The organism is Phenylobacterium sp. Root700 (assembly GCF_001429025.1).
Lineage (GTDB): Bacteria > Pseudomonadota > Alphaproteobacteria > Caulobacterales > Caulobacteraceae > Phenylobacterium.
Genome location: NZ_LMHT01000030.1, coordinates 88,092 through 108,436, shown reverse-complemented (window position 1 = coordinate 108,436; position 20,345 = coordinate 88,092). Strand labels below are relative to the sequence as shown.

18 protein-coding genes are annotated in these 20,345 nt (G+C 68.9%); 7 read left to right on the top strand and 11 right to left on the bottom strand.

What is annotated here, in order from left to right; all coding sequences use genetic code 11:
- Nucleotides 1-26: 26 nt before the first annotated feature.
- Nucleotides 27-509 carry a DUF4136 domain-containing protein gene (locus ASE02_RS15435; RefSeq protein WP_162257186.1) on the top strand — a complete coding sequence of 161 codons (483 nt, stop codon included), beginning with the start codon at nt 27-29 and terminating at the stop codon, nt 507-509.
- Here the strand turns inward: ASE02_RS15435 and ASE02_RS15430 are convergent.
- The 3 genes from ASE02_RS15430 to ASE02_RS15420 are packed head-to-tail and all read right to left on the bottom strand — an operon-like array spanning nt 506 to nt 4,880.
- Nucleotides 506-2,785 carry a CHASE2 domain-containing protein gene (locus ASE02_RS15430; RefSeq protein ID WP_056735430.1) on the bottom strand — a complete coding sequence of 760 codons (2,280 nt, stop codon included), beginning with the start codon at nt 2,783-2,785 and terminating at the stop codon, nt 506-508. The genes ASE02_RS15435 and ASE02_RS15430 overlap by 4 nt on opposite strands.
- A gap of 56 nt (nt 2,786-2,841) precedes the next feature.
- Nucleotides 2,842-4,170 (bottom strand): FecR domain-containing protein, encoded by a 1,329-nt coding sequence (locus ASE02_RS15425; protein WP_056735429.1) that lies wholly within the window; start codon nt 4,168-4,170, stop codon nt 2,842-2,844.
- The gene (locus ASE02_RS15420; RefSeq protein WP_056735428.1) at nt 4,167-4,880 is read right to left on the bottom strand and encodes a response regulator transcription factor; all 714 of its coding nucleotides are present in this window, start codon (nt 4,878-4,880) and stop codon (nt 4,167-4,169) included. The genes ASE02_RS15425 and ASE02_RS15420 overlap by 4 nt, the downstream gene beginning before the upstream one ends.
- Nucleotides 4,881-5,155: 275 nt before the next feature.
- On the opposite strand from ASE02_RS15420, the gene ASE02_RS15415 reads away from it, so the two are divergent.
- The 4 genes from ASE02_RS15415 (at nt 5,156) to ASE02_RS15400 (ending at nt 10,188) form a co-directional block, all read left to right on the top strand.
- Nucleotides 5,156-5,887: a hypothetical protein gene (locus ASE02_RS15415; RefSeq protein WP_056735427.1), complete on the top strand. Its 732-nt coding sequence runs from the start codon at nt 5,156-5,158 to the stop codon at nt 5,885-5,887.
- A 367-nt stretch (nt 5,888-6,254) separates the two neighbouring features.
- On the top strand, nt 6,255-7,568 hold the full coding sequence (locus ASE02_RS15410; RefSeq protein WP_056735426.1) for a calcium-binding protein: 1,314 nt from the start codon (nt 6,255-6,257) through the stop codon (nt 7,566-7,568).
- Between the two features lie 167 nt (nt 7,569-7,735).
- Nucleotides 7,736-8,425, top strand: a complete 690-nt coding sequence (locus tag ASE02_RS15405) for a 2OG-Fe dioxygenase family protein (RefSeq protein ID WP_369818569.1) — start codon at nt 7,736-7,738, stop codon at nt 8,423-8,425.
- Nucleotides 8,426-8,520: 95 nt separating this feature from the next.
- Nucleotides 8,521-10,188, top strand: coding sequence for a glycosyltransferase family 4 protein (locus tag ASE02_RS15400; RefSeq protein ID WP_056735425.1), 1,668 nt, complete (start codon nt 8,521-8,523; stop codon nt 10,186-10,188).
- Between the two features lie 3 nt (nt 10,189-10,191).
- Here the strand turns inward: ASE02_RS15400 and tauD are convergent, their stop codons facing one another.
- Nucleotides 10,192-11,070 carry a taurine dioxygenase gene (gene tauD, locus ASE02_RS15395; protein ID WP_056735424.1) on the bottom strand — a complete coding sequence of 293 codons (879 nt, stop codon included), beginning with the start codon at nt 11,068-11,070 and terminating at the stop codon, nt 10,192-10,194.
- A gap of 181 nt (nt 11,071-11,251) precedes the next feature.
- Here tauD and ASE02_RS15390 point away from each other — a divergent pair, with 181 nt between their 5' ends.
- A complete protein-coding gene (locus ASE02_RS15390) occupies nt 11,252-11,482 on the top strand; it encodes a hypothetical protein (RefSeq protein WP_162257185.1) in 231 nt (76 codons plus the stop codon).
- Here ASE02_RS15390 and ASE02_RS15385 read toward each other — a convergent pair.
- Nucleotides 11,479-12,252: a sialate O-acetylesterase gene (locus ASE02_RS15385; protein WP_162257184.1), complete on the bottom strand. Its 774-nt coding sequence runs from the start codon at nt 12,250-12,252 to the stop codon at nt 11,479-11,481. The two genes, ASE02_RS15390 and ASE02_RS15385, sit on opposite strands and share 4 nt — an antisense overlap.
- 111 nt (nt 12,253-12,363) lie before the next feature.
- On the opposite strand from ASE02_RS15385, the gene ASE02_RS15380 reads away from it, so the two are divergent.
- Entirely contained in the window at nt 12,364-13,563 is a 1,200-nt protein-coding gene (locus ASE02_RS15380; RefSeq protein ID WP_056735421.1) for an MFS transporter, read from the top strand.
- Here ASE02_RS15380 and ASE02_RS15375 read toward each other — a convergent pair.
- The 6 genes from ASE02_RS15375 to ASE02_RS15350 form a co-directional block, all read right to left on the bottom strand.
- On the bottom strand, nt 13,548-14,786 hold the full coding sequence (locus ASE02_RS15375; protein ID WP_056735420.1) for a glycosyltransferase family 4 protein: 1,239 nt from the start codon (nt 14,784-14,786) through the stop codon (nt 13,548-13,550). The genes ASE02_RS15380 and ASE02_RS15375 overlap by 16 nt on opposite strands.
- Nucleotides 14,783-16,663, bottom strand: a complete 1,881-nt coding sequence (locus ASE02_RS15370; RefSeq protein WP_056735419.1) for a hypothetical protein — start codon at nt 16,661-16,663, stop codon at nt 14,783-14,785. Before ASE02_RS15370 ends, ASE02_RS15375 begins: the two co-directional genes overlap by 4 nt.
- 54 nt (nt 16,664-16,717) lie before the next feature.
- Nucleotides 16,718-17,491, bottom strand: a complete 774-nt coding sequence (locus ASE02_RS15365) for an ABC transporter ATP-binding protein (RefSeq protein WP_056735418.1) — start codon at nt 17,489-17,491, stop codon at nt 16,718-16,720.
- On the bottom strand, nt 17,488-18,321 hold the full coding sequence (locus tag ASE02_RS15360) for an ABC transporter permease (RefSeq protein WP_082602126.1): 834 nt from the start codon (nt 18,319-18,321) through the stop codon (nt 17,488-17,490). Before ASE02_RS15360 ends, ASE02_RS15365 begins: the two co-directional genes overlap by 4 nt.
- A gap of 152 nt (nt 18,322-18,473) precedes the next feature.
- Nucleotides 18,474-19,199, bottom strand: coding sequence for a methyltransferase domain-containing protein (locus tag ASE02_RS15355; RefSeq protein WP_056735416.1), 726 nt, complete (start codon nt 19,197-19,199; stop codon nt 18,474-18,476).
- Between the two features lie 26 nt (nt 19,200-19,225).
- Nucleotides 19,226-20,263 (bottom strand): dehydrogenase, encoded by a 1,038-nt coding sequence (locus ASE02_RS15350; protein WP_056735415.1) that lies wholly within the window; start codon nt 20,261-20,263, stop codon nt 19,226-19,228.
- Nucleotides 20,264-20,345: the final 82 nt, after the last annotated feature.

Here is a 20,345-nt window from a genome sequence, read left to right as displayed (position 1 = left end):
GTGCGTTGGGTCTGGCTTTTGTTCTGGTGTTGACGGCGTGCGCCAGCCCGCGCGGGCCGCATGTGACCTGCCAAGGCGGCTTGAACGGCGCGGTCGCCCGCTCCTACGCCATGACCCGTATCGGCGACGCGCCCGAGCGGGCGCAGATCGAGGCGGCTATCGTTCGCCAATTGACCGCTGACGGTTTCGCGCGCAGCGACCAGCCGGGCTATCTGGTCGAGGTGCTCTATGGCGAGCGCCCGGCCCAGGTTGGGGCCTATGAGAAGTTGGCGCAGGCGGGCGCGCCCGACTGGCGGGTGGCTCCGGTCAAGACCCCCTGGTGGGGGCGGCGCAAGCCGACCATCGCCAAGATGAGCGTCCGTTTCATCGACGCGAAGACCGGGGCGGAAGTCTATCGCGCCAGCGCGTCGGGACGCTCGGACCTGGACAAGACGGCTGCGGACGCCGCAGCGCGGTTCGACGGGCTGGCGCGGGCGGCGTTGTCGGCTCCGGCCTGCCTTCCCGGCTAGGCGCGCGCCGTTTCGTCGTGATCGGCTGGCGGCAGGGTCACGGTGAAGCACGAGCCTTGGTCCAGCACGCTGTCGCAGGTGATCTGGCCGCCGTGCCGCAACACCACGGTCTGCACGAAGGTGAGGCCTAGGCCCACGCCGCTGACCTGCCGGCCGCCGGCTGGAATCACGCGCTGGAAGCGCTCGAACAGGTGGGCGAGGCTGCTTGGCGACATTCCCCGGCCCTGGTCGCGGACGGTGCAGACCACCTTGGCCTCGGGCCCCTCGCCAAGCGTCGCCACCTGGCAGTCGATCCGGGTCTTGGGCTCGCTGTACTTGATCGCATTGTCGATCAGATTGATCAGGGCGCGGGTCATCAGGGTGCGGTCGGCCATGACCAGATGCTCTTCGTCGCCTCCCTCGGCATGGACCTCGATCGACTTGGCGCGCGACTGCGGCCAGAGGTCGTCGATGGCGTCCAGCAGGATGTCGGAGAGGTTGACGACCTCCAGGGCGTAACGCTCGCTCTCGGCCCGGGCGAGGTTCACGAAATTGTCGGCCAGGGCCAGGGTGCGGCGCGCATAGCCCTCGACCCGCTGAACCGTCGGCTGGGAGATCCCCTGACCTCGATCCTCGGCCAGCAGGGCCAGGATCGAGGCCTGCGGCGAGCGCATGTCATGCGACAGCAGTTCCAACACCTGCTCGCGCTGGCGGGCGGCGGTCTTCATGGCGGTGATGTCGGTGAAGCGGGTGATCCAGCCGGTGAACGCCCCGGTGGAGTCGGAGAAAGCCCGATAGCGCATGTGGTAGGTCGCGCCGTCAGGCGCCGCGACCTCACCGTCGGCGTCGTCGCCGTTCTCGGCCGCCGGGACGTTGAAGACGCCGATCACCTCCTCCATCCGCCGCCCCACGGGGGTGGGCTGACCCAGGCGGGCGAAGAGGCGCTCAGCCGTGTCGTTGGCGATCAGGACGCCGCCGTCGGCGTCGGCGACCAGGGTCGGGTCGGGCAGTCCGTCGAGGGTGTCGGACATGAAGCGGCGCAGGTCGCGCATGTTGCGCACGGCCTGCTGCATCAGCGCCACCTGCCGGCCGATGACGTCGTCGGCGAGCGGCGGGGCCTCGAGCGCCGGTTGGGGCAGGATGTGCGGTTCGCGCGCCAGGGCGTCCAGTTCGTCGACCATGTAGGCGCTGGCCGCCTCCAGCCGTCGCCAGCTCCAGATCGGATAGACCAGGGCCAGGCCGGCGATGGCGGCGGCCGGCGGCGCCCAGACACGCAGGAAGATCAGCAGCGCGGCGCTGAGCGCCAGCGTCGCGGCGATCAGCACCAGGCCAAGCACCATATTGGCGCGGGGCCGCAGCCGCAGCAGGCCCGCCATCAGCACCGCCAGCGGCAGCAGGGCCAGGGCCAGGACCCATGCCGTATGGGCCGGCGAGATCGCCCGGCCAGTGAGCAGGGCGTCGAGGATGTTGGCCTGAAGCTCGACCCCGGACATCACCTCGGTCTCGCTGGTCAGCGGCGTCGGGTAACGGTCGCCAAGTCCCTCGCCGGTGGCGCCGATCAGGACGAGACGATTGTGGAACACCGCCTCTGGAACCTCGCCGCGAACCACGTCGACGAAGGAGACGGTTCGGAAGTGCCCCGGCGGCCCGGCGAACGGGATCAGCATGCGCCCGTCGCGCAGGGCCTCATCGGATCTCAGTTCCGGAACGAGCTCGGCCGCGCTTGGCGGCGCAAGGCCCAGCGCGCCGCGCCGCACCAACTCCATTAGGTGCAGCCAGCGACGTTCGCCGTCGCTCTCGCCGATGAACACGCTGCGCGCCGCGCCGTCGCGGTCGAAGTGGAGGTTGACCTGCCCGACCCCGGCCGCCGCCAGCTTCAGCGGTCCAGCCGGTTCGATGGCCAGGGCGGCCGCGCCATTGGGACCGGGAACGTCGATGAGCAGCGGCAGATAGACCGGCCCGGCGGCCTTCATCGCCGCGGCCAGCTTCAGGTCGGCCTGGGGGTTGGCGTCGGGCTCGACGAACAGCACGTCATAGGCCACGGCCTTCGGCTTGGCCTTGGCCAGGATGTTCAGCAGGTCGCTGTGCAGGACGCGCGGCCAGGGCCAGCGACCCAGGGTCTGTAGGCTGTGGTTGTCGATGGCGATGATGACGATGTCGTCGAGCGGCTCGCGCTGGCCGAGCTGCATCAGCGCGTCGTAGATCGCGGTGTCGGCGCGATCCAGGGTCTCGTTCACCACCATGTAGGTGACGATCGAGGCGGCCAGCGCCGCGGTCAGCGCCCATTCGATAAACACGCGGCGCCGGGAGGGGCCGCGGCCGGAACCTCCAGCGCGTTGGGCGGTCGGGGCGCTCAGCCGCCGATCCTGAACTGCTGGGTGGCGGACCATTTCTCATACCGCTGGCCGTCGCGGGCCACGGTCGATTGGACGCGCCAGTAATAGGTCCCGTCCGGCAGGTCGGTGACGGTCATGCGGCCGTCCGCCAGTCCCGCCTCGTCGACCAGCGGGACGCCGTCTGGCTGCGCGGTCAACTGGAAGCGATAGCTATGCTGACCCTCGCCCTCGGCCTCCCATTGGAACAGCCAGTGGTGATCGGTGGCGGTCGGCGCCTGCAGCCTCAGCCCATGGCGGAAGCGCGAGAAGCCGTAGGTGTTGGGCATGCCCTCCAGCCCATCGGCGTCCAGGGCGCTGACCTGCACGAACAGGGCGCCGTTCTTCACGTCCTGGAAGGCGGCGCGCGGTTGGTCGGTGGTGATCTCGTCGATCACGTCCAGCAGCCCGGCGTCCGCGCCCAGCCGGGCGCGATAACGCGCCGCGCCGGGGACTGGGCTCATGTCGAAGACCACCTCGGATTCGTCCTGCAGCCGCCCGGCCATGGTGAGCGTGGTCTGCGGCAACAGCGGCGCGGGCGTCGTGACGCCTGCGCCGGACGCCTTCACCCCGAACGCCGCCGGCGTGATCGAGGCTGAGCGGTCGACCAAGGAGGCGACGTTCACCTGCCCATGCACGACCTCGGTCCAGGCGCGTTGGGTTTGCGCGTCATAGATCACCCGGAACGCCGTGCCGCGCACGGCGGTGACGGAGAGCGGGGTGCGGATGGTGAAGCCGTCGCGCGGTTGCTTCATCGGCGTCACCACAGCTTCGCTGCGGCCGGCCTCCAGGGAAATCACCCGGTCGATCGACCCGGTCAGCGGCGTCAGGCGCAGCCGCTCGAGCCGGATGCGGCTCTGCGAGGGCAAGGCGACCTGCGAGCCGTCAGGCAGTTCCAGGCGGACCGAGGCGTTGGAGCCGGTGGCCACGACGGCGCCTTCCGGCAGGGCCATGCCCTTGGTGACGGGCGCGGTGCGCCCCTGCACAAGCGCGGTGGCCTCGCCGCGATAGCTCGCGACCCGCGCCTCGATGGGCGAGGTCCGCAGCAACGCCACCGGAATGTCGAGGGTCGAGCCGACCCGCATGCGGCGTGGATTGGTGATGCGGTTGCGCCGTTGAATGATGCTGTAATCGCCGGGGCGCAGCAGATAGTTGCTGCCCAGGTCGTAGAGCGTGTCGCCTCGGCGCACGATGTAGCGGACGCTCTCGGCCTTGGCGGCGGGCTTGGGCGCGGGCCACGCTGCGGCGGGCGCGACGGCGGCCGCCGCACCGAGGCTCGCCGCGACGGCGAGACGGCTCCAGTTGCTCATGTGACCGCGTAACCCTCCGTCTCGTCGACCAGCCGCTCCAGGCGATAACCGTAGCTGTAGACCGGAGACAGCCGGAAGCCGTTTTCGGGCCGCAGGCGGAGCTTGGTGCGTACGCGCGAGACGTGCATGTCGAGGGTTCGGGTGGGCAGGTCGGGGTTGCGGCCCCAGACAGCCTCCAGGATGTGGCTCCGCGAGAGAGCCCTATGGGTGTTGCGGAACAGCAGCAGCGCCAGGGTGAATTCCTTGGCCGTCAGGGCGATGATCTCGCCGTGGACGGTCACGGTCTTGGCCGGGACATTGAAGCTGAAGTCGGCGAACTGTTCGATCGGCCCGGCGCCCTGGGCCGGATAGGTCCTGCGCAGCAGCGCATTGACCCGCGCCACCAGCACGGCGGGCTGGACCGGCTTGACGATGTAGTCGTCGGCCCCTGCGTCCAGGCCGGCGACCACGTCCTCCTCCGCCGACCGCGCGGTCAGCAGCAGCATGGGCGGCGGCGGCTCCAGATTCTGGCGCACCCAGTCGATCACCTCCACCCCGGTCAGATCCGGCAGGTTCCAGTCGAGCACCAGGAGATCGAAGGTTTCCTGACGCAACGCGCTGATCAGCGTGCGCGCCACGCGGTACGACCAGCAGACATGGCCTTCATCGGTCAGAAGTCGGGAGATGGCCTGGGTCTGGGCGTCGTCGTCGTCGAGGGTCGCGATTCTCATGGTCGGGGAGTTTCAATTTTTCACTGTTCTCGAACATCTTAGATGTTGTCGGCCGCGAGAGAATATCCAATCGGCCAAAACGCCGGCCGTCGATGTAAACAAATGCAAACTTTACAGTTTGTGGCGTGATTTCCCAGGTGTTTTGGGGCGCCTGCTCCTTGGCGGCCGGTGTGTTTCGGCCGGGTGCGGACGTCGCCAGCCCCCTAGGGTCGAAGCGTCCGCCGGCCATCAAGAGACACGCTGTCGCGTGAGTATCTTATCGGGGGCGCAGCTTGATGTACGCGATCCTTCCAGGCGTGGCGACGCTGGGTGTGGCGGGACTTGTGTCCTGGCTCGCCGCGCATTCATCGGCCCGGCGCCGTCAGGCCGAGTCCGGATTGGCTGGGCTGAGTCCCGCCATGCCGTGGACCGGAATGTCCTGGGCGGCGAGCGAGGACGCCCGGCCGCGGCCGCGGCTGGTCGTGACCCGCTTCGGGAGCGACGCGGCGATGGGGCCGCCGCCTGCGCCGGCCGAGGGCGTGGCCGTGCGGCTCGATCGTCTGCGCCACGCGCTCGACCAACTCACCGCGCTGTTGCTGGTGGCGACGTCGGGCGACGACGGCCAGGCCAGGTTCGTTGCAAATCTGGGCGATGGCGGCGGGCCGGTTGACCGTGAGGTCGCAGCCTCGGCGATGGCCATGCGGCGGCTGGGAACCCTGATGCTCAGCGCGAGCGGAGGGGAAGCGATCCTCGTGGCGCCGTCGAGCGCCTACGGGAGCGCCGATCTCGATCAGCAAGACAGCCGGGCGATCTGGTCGGATTTCCTGGCGGCGCTCGCCTTCCTCACCGGCGCCTGCCGCCGGCACGGCTCGACGATTCATCTGGGCGAGGTGGAGGCGACGGCGCTCGCCATCGAGCACCTGTGCGTGTCGCTCGCCAAGACCGATCTGCTGATGGGGCGGCTGTGGGATCGGGACGGTTCGGGCGCTGGCGGCGCCGGTCGGCCACGTGGCCGCGCCTGGGATTGAACGTATTATACTGTAAAGTTGCAGTCTTTTACTTGCGATAACGTCGTTCTGGCGTCCAAGATCAAGACAAGTTGAAAAGCTACCCGTCGCCGATCCATCGAGTTCGGGTCGGATACATCCTTCGTCGTGGCCATGCCGCGACGCCAGAGCCCCGAGGGGAAACCGGAGACTCGTCGTCAAAGCCCAGCCCCCAGCGCCAGACGGCGTGGCGGCGGGTCTCCGGCGACCCACCCGACCTGAGGTCAGGGGAATAGACATCCTTAATTCTCCCCAGGGGCGCGAACGGGTTTGCTTGCCCGCTAGGGTCGAGTCATTGGGGTGTGGAAGGCGCTTGGCGCCACCCTAGGTTAACCCAATAGGCATCGAGATGACGGGCTTTCGCTTCGACACCATCACGCCGAGCCAAGCCCTTGGCTTCAACGGCGAGACCGACACCTTGGCGCTGGGGGCCGACAGCCGCCACTTCGTCGTGACCTACGACGCCGCGACAGGTCTGGTGACGCTGACGAACGAACTGTCCGGGAAGACCGTGGTCTTCGGCTCCGGGCTTTATAGCGACGCCCCTGAGGCAGGTTCCGCCGCCGCGCCGGAACACGTCCTCGGCGACGCGGAGAGCGCGGTCATTTCCGGCCGGCTTGGCGCCGATCATGCCGCGGCTGGAGCGGCCGGCGGTGGTGCAAGCGGCCAGATCAGCGGCGACATGGACCAGCTGAGCCTCTCCACGCTCTACGGGGCCGATATCGTCAACGACTCCAAGACCAGCCTTACCCTGCTCGCCAGCGGCGCGCGGTTGGACCTGACGGGCACGGGCTTCACCTACGACGCCAATTTCCAGCTCGTCGCCGGGACGACCAGCTCGATCCATTACCAAGGACAGGGCGTGGTGATGGACATCAATGTCAGCACGCCGGTGGCGAACTTCGGCGCCTGGGTGGCGCAAGGCGCCACCCAGCAGGCGCTGTCGACCATCCTGGCGGGCCATGACGTGATCGAGGGCGGCCGAGGTAATGACCTCATCCGGACCTATGCGGGAAATGACGTCATCTACGGCGCTGGCGGGAACGACCAGTTGTTCGGTGGCGACGGCGATGACGCGATCTATGCGTCTGCCCGGCCCGGCGCTGCGCAGGGGGCGGCCGGCTCGGCCTTGCTGCGCGGGGACAATGGCAATGACACCCTCGTGGGCGGCGATCAGTCCGACGACATTCTCGGGGGCCTGGGCGATGACAACGCCCGCGGCGGACTTGGGAACGACACCGCGTTCGGCGGCGACGGGGCCGACCAGCTGCAGGGCGAGGCGGGCGCTGACTATCTGCACGGCAACCGCGGCGCGGACCACCTGGTGGGCGGGGACGGCGCCGACACCCTGCGCGGCGGTCAGAACGACGACATCGTCGAGGGCGGAGCCGGCGCCGACTGGCTGGCGGGCGACCGTGGCGCCGACACCATCTCCGGCGGCGCGGGCGCCGACGTCTTCCATAGCTTCTCTGGGGCCGGTCTCGATCGGATCACGGACTTCGCCTATGGCGAGGGCGACCGTCTGAACTTGGCGCCAGGCACGACCTACCAGATCGCGCAGGTCGGGGCCGACACCGTCGTCACGCTTGGTGGGGCTGATCAGGTGGTGCTGGTCGGGGTTTCTCAGGTCAGCCTCGGCGCAGGCTGGATCTCGGCGGCTTGAGCCGAGAGCCGTCTTCGGCTTCGAAAGGCGCGGTCTCCTAGATCTTTCCCTCCACCGAGCATTGCGTCGACAAGGGAAATCGCCAATTTCTCCCTGTGGACCGACCGCCCCTGGCGGCTTCGGATGTTGGCGTAGGAGTCCTTGAGATCGACGACCTGACGAGCAGTGTGGCGCAGGACGGTTTTGCGCGCGCCACCGCAGCGCAGATGACCAAGCTGGTGGGCGCCGAGGCGCTCGCCGACTGGGCGGCCTACGCCGACACCTGGAACCATCTGGCGCAGGACGCCTACATGGCCGATGGCGGCCGTTACCGCAGCCGGCGGTTCGCCTGCTTCGAGGTGGTGCCGGGCGCCGTATCGCGCGGGCCCCATCAGCCGCACTTTCAAAGCCTGGACTACAACCGCCTGAACGGCGGGGTGGAGCGGTGGTTCGAGCCGGTCACCGATGCGGTGGCCGACAGCCTGCTGACCCGCCGCCTCCTCGACCTGGCGCTCGGCGTGTTCGGGGGGCGGTCGCCGGAGCCGGGCTTTCCCTGGCGCACCGAGTTCCATCAGTTCCGGATCGAGGCGCGGGCCGGCGAGGACGCCCGTCCGACGCCGGAGGGCGTCCATCGCGACGGCGTCGACTGGGTGATCGTCATGCTGGTCGCGCGCGAGAACGTCGCGGCCGGGGTCACCAGCATCTTCGATCCGGCCGGGACCTCGCTCGGCGACTTCACCCTGACCGAGCCGCTGGACGCGGTGTTCATCGATGACAACCGCGTTTTCCACGGGGTGACGGCGATCACGCCCGTCGATCCAGGCAAGCCCGCCTTCCGCGACGTGCTGGTCGTCACCTTCCGACGCCAGGCGGGGTGATCTACGGCTCCGTCCAGCGTTGCTGTGGCTCGCGCTTCGGATGCGATCTCGGCTAAGGCTAGGCGCAATCCTCTCTCTTGATCCGAGAACGCTCCTTGTCGAACAGCATCGCGCTCTACCATCCGTCCGCGGGCGTGCAGCCCAAGACCAATCCCTTCGGCAAGGACGTCGCCAATGTGGAGCTGTTCCGCGCCGTCCTGCGGTACGGCGATTATGAGCAGATCGACTTCCTGGTCGGCGCCGACGTCACGGCCGAGGCCCTGGTCGGCGGGTTGCTGGGCGCCGAGCCCGCTCGCCCGCGGGTCGTGGTCGCCAGCCTCATGGACCAACGCCCGGCGGTGGCTGGCGGCGCGCTGGTCCGAGGCCACCCCGACCTCGCCGACATGGCCTGGTATCGCCGCGGCGCGGGGCTGGACCACAGCTACAGCATGCTCGGCATGGTCCACACGCTCGCCCCGCCGGCCATGCGCGAGATCATCTCCAAGGCGGCGATCTCCCCCATCCAGCCCTGGGACGCCCTGATCTGCACCTCGCCGACCGTGCAGGACGCGTTGGGGACCATGTTCGACGAGTTTACCGACTACCTGGCCGACCGCTATGGCGGCGACGTGAAGGTCCGGCCGCAGCTGCCGCTGCTGCCGCTAGGGGTGGAGGGCAAGGCCTTCGCGGCCCTGGCCGACCGCCCCGACGCGCGGACCTCGGTGCGCGAGGAGCTGGGCGCCGCGCCTGACGACATCGTCGTGCTGTGGGTCGGGCGGTTGTCGTTCTTCGAGAAGGCCTTCCCGCAGCCGATGTTCCGCGCCGCCGAGGAGGCCGCCCGCGCGACCGGCGTGCGGGTGCATTTCGCCATGGTCGGCTGGTTCCCGAACGATGAGCGCGACCGCGCCTGGTATCAGGAAGCCGCACAGGCCTATGGGCCCTCCATCACCACCCATTTCCTGGACGGCAACGACCGCGATCTGGTTGGCCGCATGTGGGCGGGCGGGGATATCTTCCTGTCGCTGGTCGACAACATCCAGGAAACCTTCGGCATCACGCCGCTGGAAGCCATGGCGGCGGGTCTGCCGGTGGTGGTCAGCGACTGGGACGGCTACCGCTACACCGTGCGCGACGGCGTCGACGGGTTCCTGGTCAGGACGTTGGGCGGCCCGATCGCCACCGGCCAGGGCATGATCAACCGCCACCTGTTCGCCGGCCTGGCCTATCAGGCCTATGTGGGCACCGTGGCCCAGCACACCGCCGTCAATGTCGGCGACGCCGCGGCGCGGATCGCCGACCTGATCCGGTCTCCCGAGCTGCGGGCCAAGATGCGCGAGGCCGGTCGTCGCCGCGTGCGCGAGACCTTCGACTGGCCGGTGGTCGTCCGCGGGCTTCAGGACCTGACCCAGGAACTGGCCGCCATCCGCACGGCCAGCGCCCCGGTCGCCGCCAAGCATCAGTACAACCCGGTCAAGCGCGAGCCCTTCGCGGCCTTCGCGGGCTTCCCGACCTCGGTATTGAACACCTCGACCCGGGTCGGGCTCAGGGACGGGGTTTCGCTCGCCGATCTGGAGGCCACCAAGGGTGTGCACCTCGACCAGTTCGCCAGCGGCTGGCATGCGAGCCACGAGGAGAGCGCCACGGTCATGGCCATGTTGGCCGAGCGGGGGCCGCTGACGGTCGGCCAGTTGATCGAACAGGCCGGAAACGGCCGTCGTCAGCTGGTCGCCTTGTCGATCGTCTGGCTCTGCAAGCTGGGCCTGCTGGACTGGAGCCCGAGCTAGGGACTACTCGGCCGCGGTCTTCAGCCCGGCCGGCGCCCGCGAGCGGTGATAGGGGCGGTCGCCCAGCACCGTGGCGCGGTTCATGATCCGGCGGTGGGGCAGGTAGTCGTTGACCGCATAGTGCTGGGTCACGCGGTTGTCCCAGAAGGCGATGGCGTTGTCCTTCCAGCGCCAGCGGACCAGGAACTCCGGCTTCTGGATATGCTCGAACAGCATGTTCAGGATCGCGTCGCTCTCCTTGCGGCGCAGGCCCTTGATCCGGTCGGTGAAGCCGAAATTGACGAACAGGCCGTCCTCGCCGGTCTCCGGATGGGTGCGGATCACCGGGTGCAGGACCGGTGGATTGGCCGCCACGGCCTTGGCGTGCTTCTCCGCCCCGGCGCCGGCCGCCACGATGCCGCGCTGGGGGAACCCGCGCGCGAAGTCGTGGACCGCGTCGAGACCGGACAGGAACTCGCGGAAGGTCGGCGACAGCGCCTCATAGGCCGCCTTCATGTTCGACCAGATGGTGTCGCCGCCCTCCGGCGGCAGCAGCTTGGCGTAGAGGATCGAGGCCATCGGCGGGGTCTCGATGAAGGTGACGTCGGTGTGCCAGCTGTCGTTGTCGGTCGGGTTGTCCTTGTGGTTGTCGAGGATGAACAGCTCCGGGGCCTCGGGCACGCCGGGATAGAGCGGATGGGTGTGCAGGGCCCCGAACCGGGCGGCGAAGTCGCGGTGCTGGACCGGGGTGATGTGCTGGTCCTCGAAGAAGATCACCTGATGCTTCAGCAGCGCCTGGCGGATCTCCTCGAACTGCTCGTCGTCCAGCGGCCGGGCGAGGTCGACGCCCTCGACCACGGCGCCGATGGTGGGCGTCAACGAGGTCACCTGGAACTTGGCCATGTCTAGTTCTCCGCTTGGGTATCGCATCTAAGCGCGGAAACCGCGCGCCCGCCAAGAGGGCGAACGTCGTTCGCGGCGCGCTTACATAAATTGAGGCCGCCGATCCTCCCGAGCCAGGGAGGAATCATGCGATGGGTGCGCCATGCCTAGCTCGCCCGGATTGCCTGAGTTCGATGTACCGATGATCTTCGGGGACAAGATGGCGGGGCTGGGATACCAGGCCGGCGTCGCGCGCCTCGCGTTCACGGCCAACACCGCCGACGAGGCGGGCAAGGAACACATGGTCAAGTCCGGCTATCTGATCCTGACCCCGGGCTGCATGCTCGAGTTGCGCAGCCAGATCGACCAGATCCTGACCGAGCTGGAACGCCAGGGCGTCATCAGCTTCACGCCCGACAAGCTCGACGGCTAACGCGCGCGGTATTGTTCGTAAAAGCCGTCGCCCAGGCGAATTTGGCCCTGACCGGTCAGGTGGACGCCATCCGCCGCCTGGCGGGGGAACGGGTCGGTGTCGACTAGGTCGACGTCTGGGACTGAGGCGGCCGTCGCGGCCTGGGCTTGCCGGACCTGTTCCCAGCCTCTCGAGCCGGGCGGCCTGTCGATCTGGCCGACATAGACGTCGGTCTGTTCATCGCCCCAGCGCGTGCGGATCCGCATGACCAGGTCGGTCAGGTTCTGGCGATAGGCCGCCGCCTTCTCGTCGTCCTGCGCATCGGTCTCGCCCTGCATCCAGAACACCGCGTCGACCCGAAGCGACAGCCCCTCGGTCTTCAGCGCCGTCTTCGCCGCGTCGATCTCGGAGGTGGCCTTGTCCCAGACGTCTCCAGCCGACGCCGGCGACCAGTCGCGATCATCGGGATCGGCGGCCAGGCCGGTTTCGCCGCGCGCGTACTTCACCAGGCGCAGGCCGCCGCAGGCATGCTCTTGGCTCCAGCGGAAAGCGAGTTGGGCCTCAGGCCCCCAGTTGCGCGGATTATTTGGCGCGCCGGTGTTCACGCCGGGCCGCAGCGGCGCGAACGCGCGAGCGGCGGGGTCCCAGATCTGCACCCTGGCGATCGGCGTGCGCAGATGGGGCGGCAGGTCAGCCGAACCGAGCGTATAGCCAAGGGCGTTCGACTGTCCGGCGATGATCACCAGGACCTGAGCGCAATCGGCCGGGCCGCCGTCGTTCGGACTGTCCAAGACCAACTCCCCCGCCTGCGCACCGAACTCGCGTCAAGCCAAACATCATCGCTGGCGCAGGCGTGCGGCTCCAGGTCAGATGCGGCGCTTAAGTTCGGGGGGAATCATAACATGGCCAAGGCCATCGGGGGGCGGCTCGCCCCAGGCTTCATTGTCGCCATCTGTTTTGGGATCGCGGCGCTGGAAGGCTATGACATCCAGGCCTTTGGCGTGGCCGCGCCGCACATGGCGCCGGAACTGGGCCTGGGTCCGGCCGCGCTGGGCTGGGCGGGAAGCGCGGCGATGTTCGGCCTGGTCATTGGGGCGCTGTCGGGCGGCTGGTTGGCCGACCGGTTCGGCCGCCGGCCGGTGCTGACCGTATCGGTGGCGCTGTTCGGGATCTTCTCTGTGGTCACGGCCCTTTCCAACAGCTTCGAGATGCTGACCCTGGCGCGGCTGGCCACCGGCATCGGCTTTGGCGGCGCCATGCCCAACCTGATCGCCATCGCCACCGAGATCAGCCCGCCCAACCGCCGGGCCATGACCACCACCAGCATGTTCTGCGGCCTGCCGGCCGGCGGCGCCGTCGTCGCCTTGCTGGCCCAGGCCGGGGGCGACGCGCTCGACTGGCGGACCATCTTCATGATCGGCGGGGGCTTGCCGCTGCTGCTGGCGCCGGTGGTGTTCTTTTTCCTGCCCGAGACCCGCCCCGCGCCCAGCGAGGACGTCGATCCCCGCGTCATGCGTGGTCTGTTCACCCAGGGACGAGCGACGGCCACCCTGCTGATCTGGATGATCTTCGCGCTCGACCTGCTGGTCACCTATCTGCTGCTGAACTGGCTGCCGACCCTGGTGGTCGCCAAGGGCTTCACCGCCGCCGATGGGGCCTCGGCCTCGTTCTGGATGAACATCGCCAGCGTTGGCGGCGCGCTGTTGCTGGGGTGGACGGCCGACCGTTTCGGCTATCGCTGGCTGCTGGTCGCCGTCTTCGCAGGGCTCGCCGCCGCGCTTTACGTGCTGGCCCAGGCGACCGGCATGGCCGCCGTCATCGCAGGCTCGGCCGCGGCCGGGCTGACCGTGGTGGGCGGGCTCTACGTGCTCTACGCGCTGGCGCCCACCTACTACCCGCCGCACATCCGCGCGGCCGGGGCCGGCGCGGCCATCGCCTTCGGGCGGCTGGGGTCGATCGGCGGGCCGTTGATCGCCGGCGAGCTACGCGCGGCCGGCTATGGTCCAGGCGAGGTGCTGATGACGCTGATCCCGGCGGTGCTGCTGGCGACGGTGGGCATCTGGGCGCTCACCACCTTTTGCAAGCCTCACCCGGAGGCCTGAGCCCGTCTCGCGGCGCGGGTGGCGGCCATCGCCGCCCGCTGCACGCCGTCCGGCAGGGTGGTGAACCAGGCCTGCGGCGACAGCCGCTCGGCCACGCGCCGGCGTCCGGCTTCGGACAGCTGCGCCGCCAGGGCCGGATCATTGCGCAGGCGCCGCAGGCAGGCGGCGGCGGCCTCGACATCGGGATCAGCCCAGCTCTGGCCGCGATAGATGCCCTGCGGATCGTCGACCGCGATCGGCCTGGACGGCACGACCAGGGCGCAGGTGGCGTCCATGAAGTCCATATTGCCCGACCAACCCGTGGCGATCACCGGCGTACCCAGGGCCATGGCCTCGGCGACGGTCAGGCCGAAACCCTCGGCCCGGTGCAGCGAGATCAGCACGTCGGCCGTGGCGATCAGCGACTTCACCTCGGCATAGGGCCAGACCTCGTCGACCACCGTCACATTGGCGGGCGCGGAGGCCTTCAGCTTGGCCAGCAGGTCGGGGAACAGGTCCCCCCTCTGGGTCTTGATGACCAGCCGGGCGGCGGGATCGGCGGGGAAGGCCTGGGCGAAGGCGGCGATCACCGCCTCGGGGTTCTTGCGCGCCGCCGAGGAGTTGAAGTCGAACAGGGTCACGGCCAGGAAGCCCGGACCGCGCGGCGCCGGAACCACGTCGCGATAGTCCTCGGCGAACAGCGGATGAGGCACGACCCGCACCGGCGCGGCGGCGCCGTCCAGCGCCTTCGCCGTGAAGGCGCTGGGCGCCCAGATCCCGTCTAGCAGGGCCGCGTCCTTCAGCCAGGACTTCGGGGCCTGCGGCAGCTCCCAGGCCCAGTAGCCGTAGCGCGGGCCGCGCACGTTCTTGGGGCCGAGGAAGGCCAGGGCGGCCAGGATCTCCGGGGCGTTGACGTGGAAGATCCACGGGCCAGGCGTACGGGCGGCGTCGGTGGCGCCGATCCAGTCCAGCCGTGCGCCGGAGATGTCGACCTGTTCCACCGGCACGCCGAGCGCCTGGAAGGCGCGGACCGCGAGCTTGGCCGAGGCGGCGATGCCGTAGGAGCCGCCGAAGTCGCCGACCACGCGGATCGGTCCGGAGAAGTCGTCGGCCGCATGGGGCCGGCGCGCCTGATGGCGGACATAGGCCTTCAGCGCGGGGCCAAGGATCGGCTGGGCCAGCCGGCGAACCGGCTCGGGCGTCAGGCCGCGCCACAGGCGGCGGGTGGCGGAAAGCAGACTCATGCGCTGGCCGATCTCCAGGTGACGCCCTGGCTGAGCAGGGCCACGGCGTCGGCCGGAAGCAGGCCCGGGCCGGTGCGGAAGACCAGATTGGCGACCTGGGCCGGGGCTCCGGCCGGTGCGCCCTCGGGCGTGCGGAAGCGGCTGGCCGAGGCGTCGAACACCAGGGCGTCGCCGCCCGCCGCGTCAGGCGTCCAACGCTCCACGACTAGCAGGGTATTCACGGCGCCGGTCGCCGGCTGACGAAGCTGGACGCCCGGCTCGCGCCGCACGCTCAACCGCGCCAGCTCGAACATCGGATGGCTGTCGACGCTGGGCGGCAGGGCGCCGACATCGATGCCGTACTCGGCCAAGCCACCGCCGATCAGCCAGCGCAGGAAGGCGAAGCGCTGCGAGAAACCGCCCAGCGGGAACAGCCGCTGCAGGTCGCCGCGGCTCTCCCAGAGCGACAGGAACAGACGCGGGAAGGGATGGCCGCGCGCCAGCTCCCGCACCGGCGAATCGAAGCCGGACCGCAGGGCGGCGGCTACGTTGCGCGGCCAGTCGGCGCGGTGCGCCAGCCCGTAGGCGGCGAACCGCAGCTTGGCCTCGGACATCTCGCCGTTCACATGACGGGCGGCGCGCAGGGCTAGGTCCGGATCGGCGAAGGCGCCCTCCGGGGCCAGCCGGGCGGAGAATCGGCCCTCGAGCGACTCAGGTCCCAGCAGCCAGGCTTTCAGGCCCGCCTCGTCGCCGCCGAAGCGGTCGCGCAGGTCGCGGCGGGCGGTGAGCAGCGCGGTGACGGCGGGCGCGGTCTGGTCGGCGATCAGCCAGCGGGCGAGCTCGCCCGAACTGGCCAGCCAGGCGCCTTCCGGCGGCTCGACGGGATCGCGGATCACCTCGCCGGGACGCACGTCCGACCAGGCCTCGGCGGCCGGGGTGAGCCCGCCGCCGAAGTCGTCGCCGGCCCGCGCCGCCGCCAGCATCCGCCGCCGGACTTCGTGGGTGATCGGGCGGCCGGAAGGGAAGGCGCGGTGGCCATAGGGAATGGTCGAGGCCTCGGCATGACCGTTGCGCAGCAGCGCGCCGGCATAATCGCGCATCAGGTCGGCCAGGGGCGAGCCGGGCTGCACGCGCACCCGGTCCTGGTGCTTGGACAATAGCTCGGGCCGGCTGGGATCGAAGCCGGAGAAATGGAAGAAGGTTAGCGGCTCGCCATCGACGCTCCATCCATCCTGCGACTTGGCGACCTCGCGGCCCTCCAGGTTCCAGTAGGCCAGGTTGAGGCTAGGGCTGCGCAGCAGCGCCAGGTCGCTGACGAAGCCTGGCGCGAGGTCCATCCACTTCTGGTCGGTGAACAGGCCGTTGGCGAAATCGACCCGGCAGTCGAAGCGCAGCTTCTCGGCCCACCAGTCCAGCAGGGCCATGATCTGCGGCTCGGCGCGGGCGGCCATGAAGCCGAGGTTGTAGGCGCCCGAGGTCAGGATCACGTGGTCGTTGGGATTGGCCTGTCCAAGCAGCGGCCGGGTGGTGTGCGGCGTCAGCGCCAACGGCGCGCGGGCCAGGCCCTCGCGCACCATGTCCAGCGGGCGATAGACCCAGATGTCGGGGTCGAGATAGACGCCCGAGGTCACGCCCTCCTCGGCCAGCAACGCCTTGAAGGCGTGCGGCTTGACCGCGGTGTTCAGCTCCAGGGCGTCGTAATAGGCGCACATGGCCGCGAAGTCGGGGACCAGGGTCGCGGCGTCGATGGTCCGCACGCCGGGGTCCTTGAAGGCGATCGGGCCGTCGGTGGTCACCACCACCCGGCGGACGCCGGGCTCCACGGCGCGGAGGCTCTCCATCAGGCTGGCGGCCTGGGCGCCGTAGTTGCGCGATACGATGGTGAAGATGACGTCCACTGGCGCCCCGGCGCTCCTAGTTTGGCTTAAGTCTCCGACTTGGTTTTCGCCCGGTCAGGCGGCGTCAGCGTCGGAGGCGTCGGCGAGCAGTTCGTCCAGCTTCTTGACGTCCATGATCGGCGAGGCGACCCCGCCCTCCATCCGCATGACCTTGTTGCAGTAGAGGCGGATCAGCTCGACGTCGTGTGAGGCCAGCACGAGGATGCCGGCACGTTCCATGAGCTCCAGGATCCGCTTGTGGGCGATCTTGCGGAAATCGGCGTCACCGACAGCGATCCATTCGTCCATCAGGATGACATCGGCGTGCACGGCGGTGGCGACCGCGAAGGCCAGGCGCGCCTGCATGCCGGCCGAATAGGTCTTCAGCGGCATGGCCAGGAATTGGCCCAGGCCGGTGAACTCGGCGATCTCGTCCAGTCGGTCGTCGATCTCCTTGGCCGAGAGGCCAGCGATGCGGCCGCGCAGCCGAATGTTGTCCAGACCGGTTGCCGAGGGGTCGATCCCAAGGCTGAGATCCAGCATGGCGGCGATCTGGCCATGGACGTCGATGGTGCCTTCGTCGGGTTCGTAGGCGCCGGCCAGAGCGCGCAGCAGGGTTGTCTTGCCTGAGCCGTTGTGGCCGATCAGTCCCAGGCGATCGCCTGAGCGGAGCTCCATATTGACCTTCGACACGGCGGTGACCTCAGTCGCCCCCATGCTGTTGCGGCCAAGTTGTCCGCCCACGGTGATGCGCGCCAGGTGCTTCTTCAGCGACTTGGAATCGACCCCATAGACGGGGAAGCGCAGGGTCAGGTCAGTGACCTTAATCGAAACCTCGGGACCCTTCATAGGTAGTGCACAATCCTGCGGCGAATGAGGGCGAAGGTGGCGAAGGTGGCGGCCCAACCGACGACCGCCAGCACGCTGAGGAAGATGTAGGTCGGGGCGCTGACGGCCTGGCCCAGCAGCGGGGCGCGGACCACTTCGAGCATGTGGAAGAACGGATTGTACAGCAGGACCGCGTGGTCCAGCAGTCTTCCGCCCGGCAGCCAGAAGACCGGGGTCATGAACATCGCGAACTGGATGACGGAGCCGACGATCTGCGGAATGTCGCGGAACCGGGCCGAGGCCATGCCGGCGGCGAGGCTGATCCAGGAGATGTTCAGCATCAGCAGGAACAGGCCGATCAGGCCCATCGGCACGTTGGTTTGGCGCCAGTGGTCGTAGAAGATCAGCACCCCGACGATGATCACCGCGTGGTGCGCCAGGTTGATCACATTGCGCATGATCGTGCGCCACACGAAGGTGAACATCGGCAGCGAGGTCTGGCTGAGGATGCCGGACGCCTGGACGAAGGTGCCGCAGCCCTCGAGGATCACATTGGAGATCAGCCCCCAGAACACGATGCCGAGGGCGACATAGGGGATGAACTCGTTGACCGGGATCTTGAAGAGGTTGGCGTAGAGGAAGCCGATCCCGGCCACCATCAGGCCCATGGACAGGGTGATCCAGAACGGGCCCAGCATCGAGCCGCGGTAGCGCGAAACGATGTCGTGCCAGGCCAGCGACCAGGCCAGGCCGATCCGCTGGAGCGACGCGCCCAGATCGCTGAACGCCATGCTGAATTCGTGCATGGGCCCGCGCCGTCCGGTGCGCACCATGTGTTGTACGGATTGCATCTAGTCTCCCGACCCAGAGCTTGAAGGCGGAAAAAGGCGGTCCCGCCGAAGTCGCTCGCGCCGGTGGGTAACAGGTCGCATTTTACGGCGCAAGCATGGCGCCAGCCCAGTAATCCAAAGGAAAATTGGAGCCAGCGCCGTGATCGGCGTTATCAGAGCGGGCTCTCGTCCTCGAACGGCGGGGCGCTGGTCTTCATGTGCGCGTGGTCGGCCCGGTACTGGTTAAAGTGCCTGCGGTCGGCGGGCGAGGGCTGCACGGTCTCGCGCACCAGGCCGCCGGCGGCCAGTTCGCGCGCGGTCCGCTTGCGGATCACGAACTCGATGCCGCACTCCCCGATCGGGGTCAGGGTCTGGTCGAAACGCGGCAGGTCGTAGCGGAAGGTCGAGTTGAGCAGCGCCACCTTCTCGACGTCGGCCGCGGGGCCGAGGTTCGACAGCAGCTCCAGCACGTTCAGCGAACGCTCGCTCCAGGAGCGGGCCTTCAGCATGGTGAAGGTCCACTTGTGGTCGCGGTTGTGCGTCGAGGGGAAGACGCCCTGCTCGTAGAGGTCCTCGTCCGGCACGGTGACGATCAGGAAGCCGCCGGGCTTGATGGCACCGAACCAGGCGGCCAGCCCTTCGCGCGGATCGACCAGGTGCTCCAGGCAGTGGCTGGAGTGCACGAAGTCCAGGCTCTCGGGCTCAAGTCCCGCTAGTTGCTGGGCGTCGCCGTCCTCCCAGTCCCAGACCCGCACGCTGGCGAGACCCGGGAAGAACGGGATGTAGAGCGACAGCGGATCGGGCTTGCCGCCGATGTCCAGGCCTTCTCCGACGAACCAGCGGCGGGTGAAGTTGGGGTCGGCCATGCGGCGGACGATGGATTTCGAAAGTTCTTTCACGGGCGCGTCCTAGCGGGTTTTGGCGGCTATTTCACGTCCCAGGATTCAGCCCCGGTGTTGGTGAAGCGCGCGGCCTGGGCCGTGCCGCCGAAGGTGGAGAGCAGGCGCTTGAGCCCCTCGCGCCGGGTCGGGTCGACCAGGAACATCATAAAGCCGCCGCCGCCGGCGCCGGAAACCTTGCCGCCGAACACGCCGAACGCCTTGGCCGCCTCGTAGACCTGGTCGATCTGGGTCGAGGAGATGTTGTGGGCGAGCTGCTTCTTCGACGACCATCCGGCGTCCAGCAGCGCGCCGAACCTTTGCAGGTCGCCGGCGACCAGGGCGTCGCGCATCTCGAAGGCGCCGGCCTTCAGGGCGTGCAGTCCCTCAAGCGGCCGGGCCGAATGGCTTTTCATATTGGCGCGCTGCTCGTCGATGATCGCCGCGGACTCGCGGCTGACCCCGGTGAAGTAGAGCACCAGCGAGGCTTCCAGCTCCTTCATCACCCGTTCGGGCACGGTCACCGGATTGACGGTGGCTACGGCGTCGGCCTCGAAGTGCATCATGTTGAGGCCGCCGAACGCCGCGGCGTACTGGTCTTGCGCGCCGCCGGCCAGGCCAAGGTCCCGGCGCTCGATGTCGAAGGCCAGCCGCGCCACGGTCTGGGCGTCCATCTCCAGGCCCATGAACCGGCGCATCGCCTCGACCATGGCGACCACCAGGGCCGAGGACGACCCCAGGCCCGAGCCGGGCGGGCAATCGGCGTAGGACACCAGCGTCAGCGGCAGGGCGCGGCCGCCGGCGTAGTCGGCCATGAAGCGGTTGTAGACGCCCTTCAGCAGCCGCAGCGGCTCGTCGGTCGGCAGCGGCGCGCTCGCGCTCGCCTGCCAGGCCTGATCGCGGTCGGCGGCGACCAAGCGCACCTGATCGTCGTCGCGCTTCTGGACGGTGACATGGGCGAAGAGGTCGATGGCGGCGTTCAGCACCACGCCGCCGTACTCGTCGCAATAGGGCGAGACATCCGTCCCGCCGCCGCCGAAGCCTAGCCGTAGGGGGGCGCGGGCGCGCACCAGCTCATGACGCATTGTGGGCGCAGGGTCCTCGGCCTGGTTTCCGATTTCACGCGGGGTTAGTCGGCGCCGCCGTGGTTGGCAACCTTGATCAGGA

Excerpts from the sequence above, each read along its gene's own strand:
- ASE02_RS15425 (WP_056735429.1), bottom strand. The coding sequence starts at position 4,170 with ATGAGCAACTGGAGCCGTCTCGCCGTCGCGGCGAGCCTCGGTGCGGCG.
- ASE02_RS15420 (WP_056735428.1), bottom strand. The coding sequence starts at position 4,880 with ATGAGAATCGCGACCCTCGACGACGACGACGCCCAGACCCAGGCCATC.
- ASE02_RS15415 (WP_056735427.1), top strand. The coding sequence starts at position 5,156 with ATGTACGCGATCCTTCCAGGCGTGGCGACGCTGGGTGTGGCGGGACTT.
- ASE02_RS15410 (WP_056735426.1), top strand. The coding sequence starts at position 6,255 with ATGACGGGCTTTCGCTTCGACACCATCACGCCGAGCCAAGCCCTTGGC.
- tauD (WP_056735424.1), bottom strand. The coding sequence starts at position 11,070 with ATGGCCAAGTTCCAGGTGACCTCGTTGACGCCCACCATCGGCGCCGTG.
- ASE02_RS15390 (WP_162257185.1), top strand. The coding sequence starts at position 11,252 with ATGATCTTCGGGGACAAGATGGCGGGGCTGGGATACCAGGCCGGCGTC.
- ASE02_RS15380 (WP_056735421.1), top strand. The coding sequence starts at position 12,364 with ATGGCCAAGGCCATCGGGGGGCGGCTCGCCCCAGGCTTCATTGTCGCC.
- ASE02_RS15375 (WP_056735420.1), bottom strand. The coding sequence starts at position 14,786 with ATGAGTCTGCTTTCCGCCACCCGCCGCCTGTGGCGCGGCCTGACGCCC.
- ASE02_RS15365 (WP_056735418.1), bottom strand. The coding sequence starts at position 17,491 with ATGAAGGGTCCCGAGGTTTCGATTAAGGTCACTGACCTGACCCTGCGC.
- ASE02_RS15360 (WP_082602126.1), bottom strand. The coding sequence starts at position 18,321 with ATGCAATCCGTACAACACATGGTGCGCACCGGACGGCGCGGGCCCATG.
- ASE02_RS15350 (WP_056735415.1), bottom strand. The coding sequence starts at position 20,263 with ATGCGTCATGAGCTGGTGCGCGCCCGCGCCCCCCTACGGCTAGGCTTC.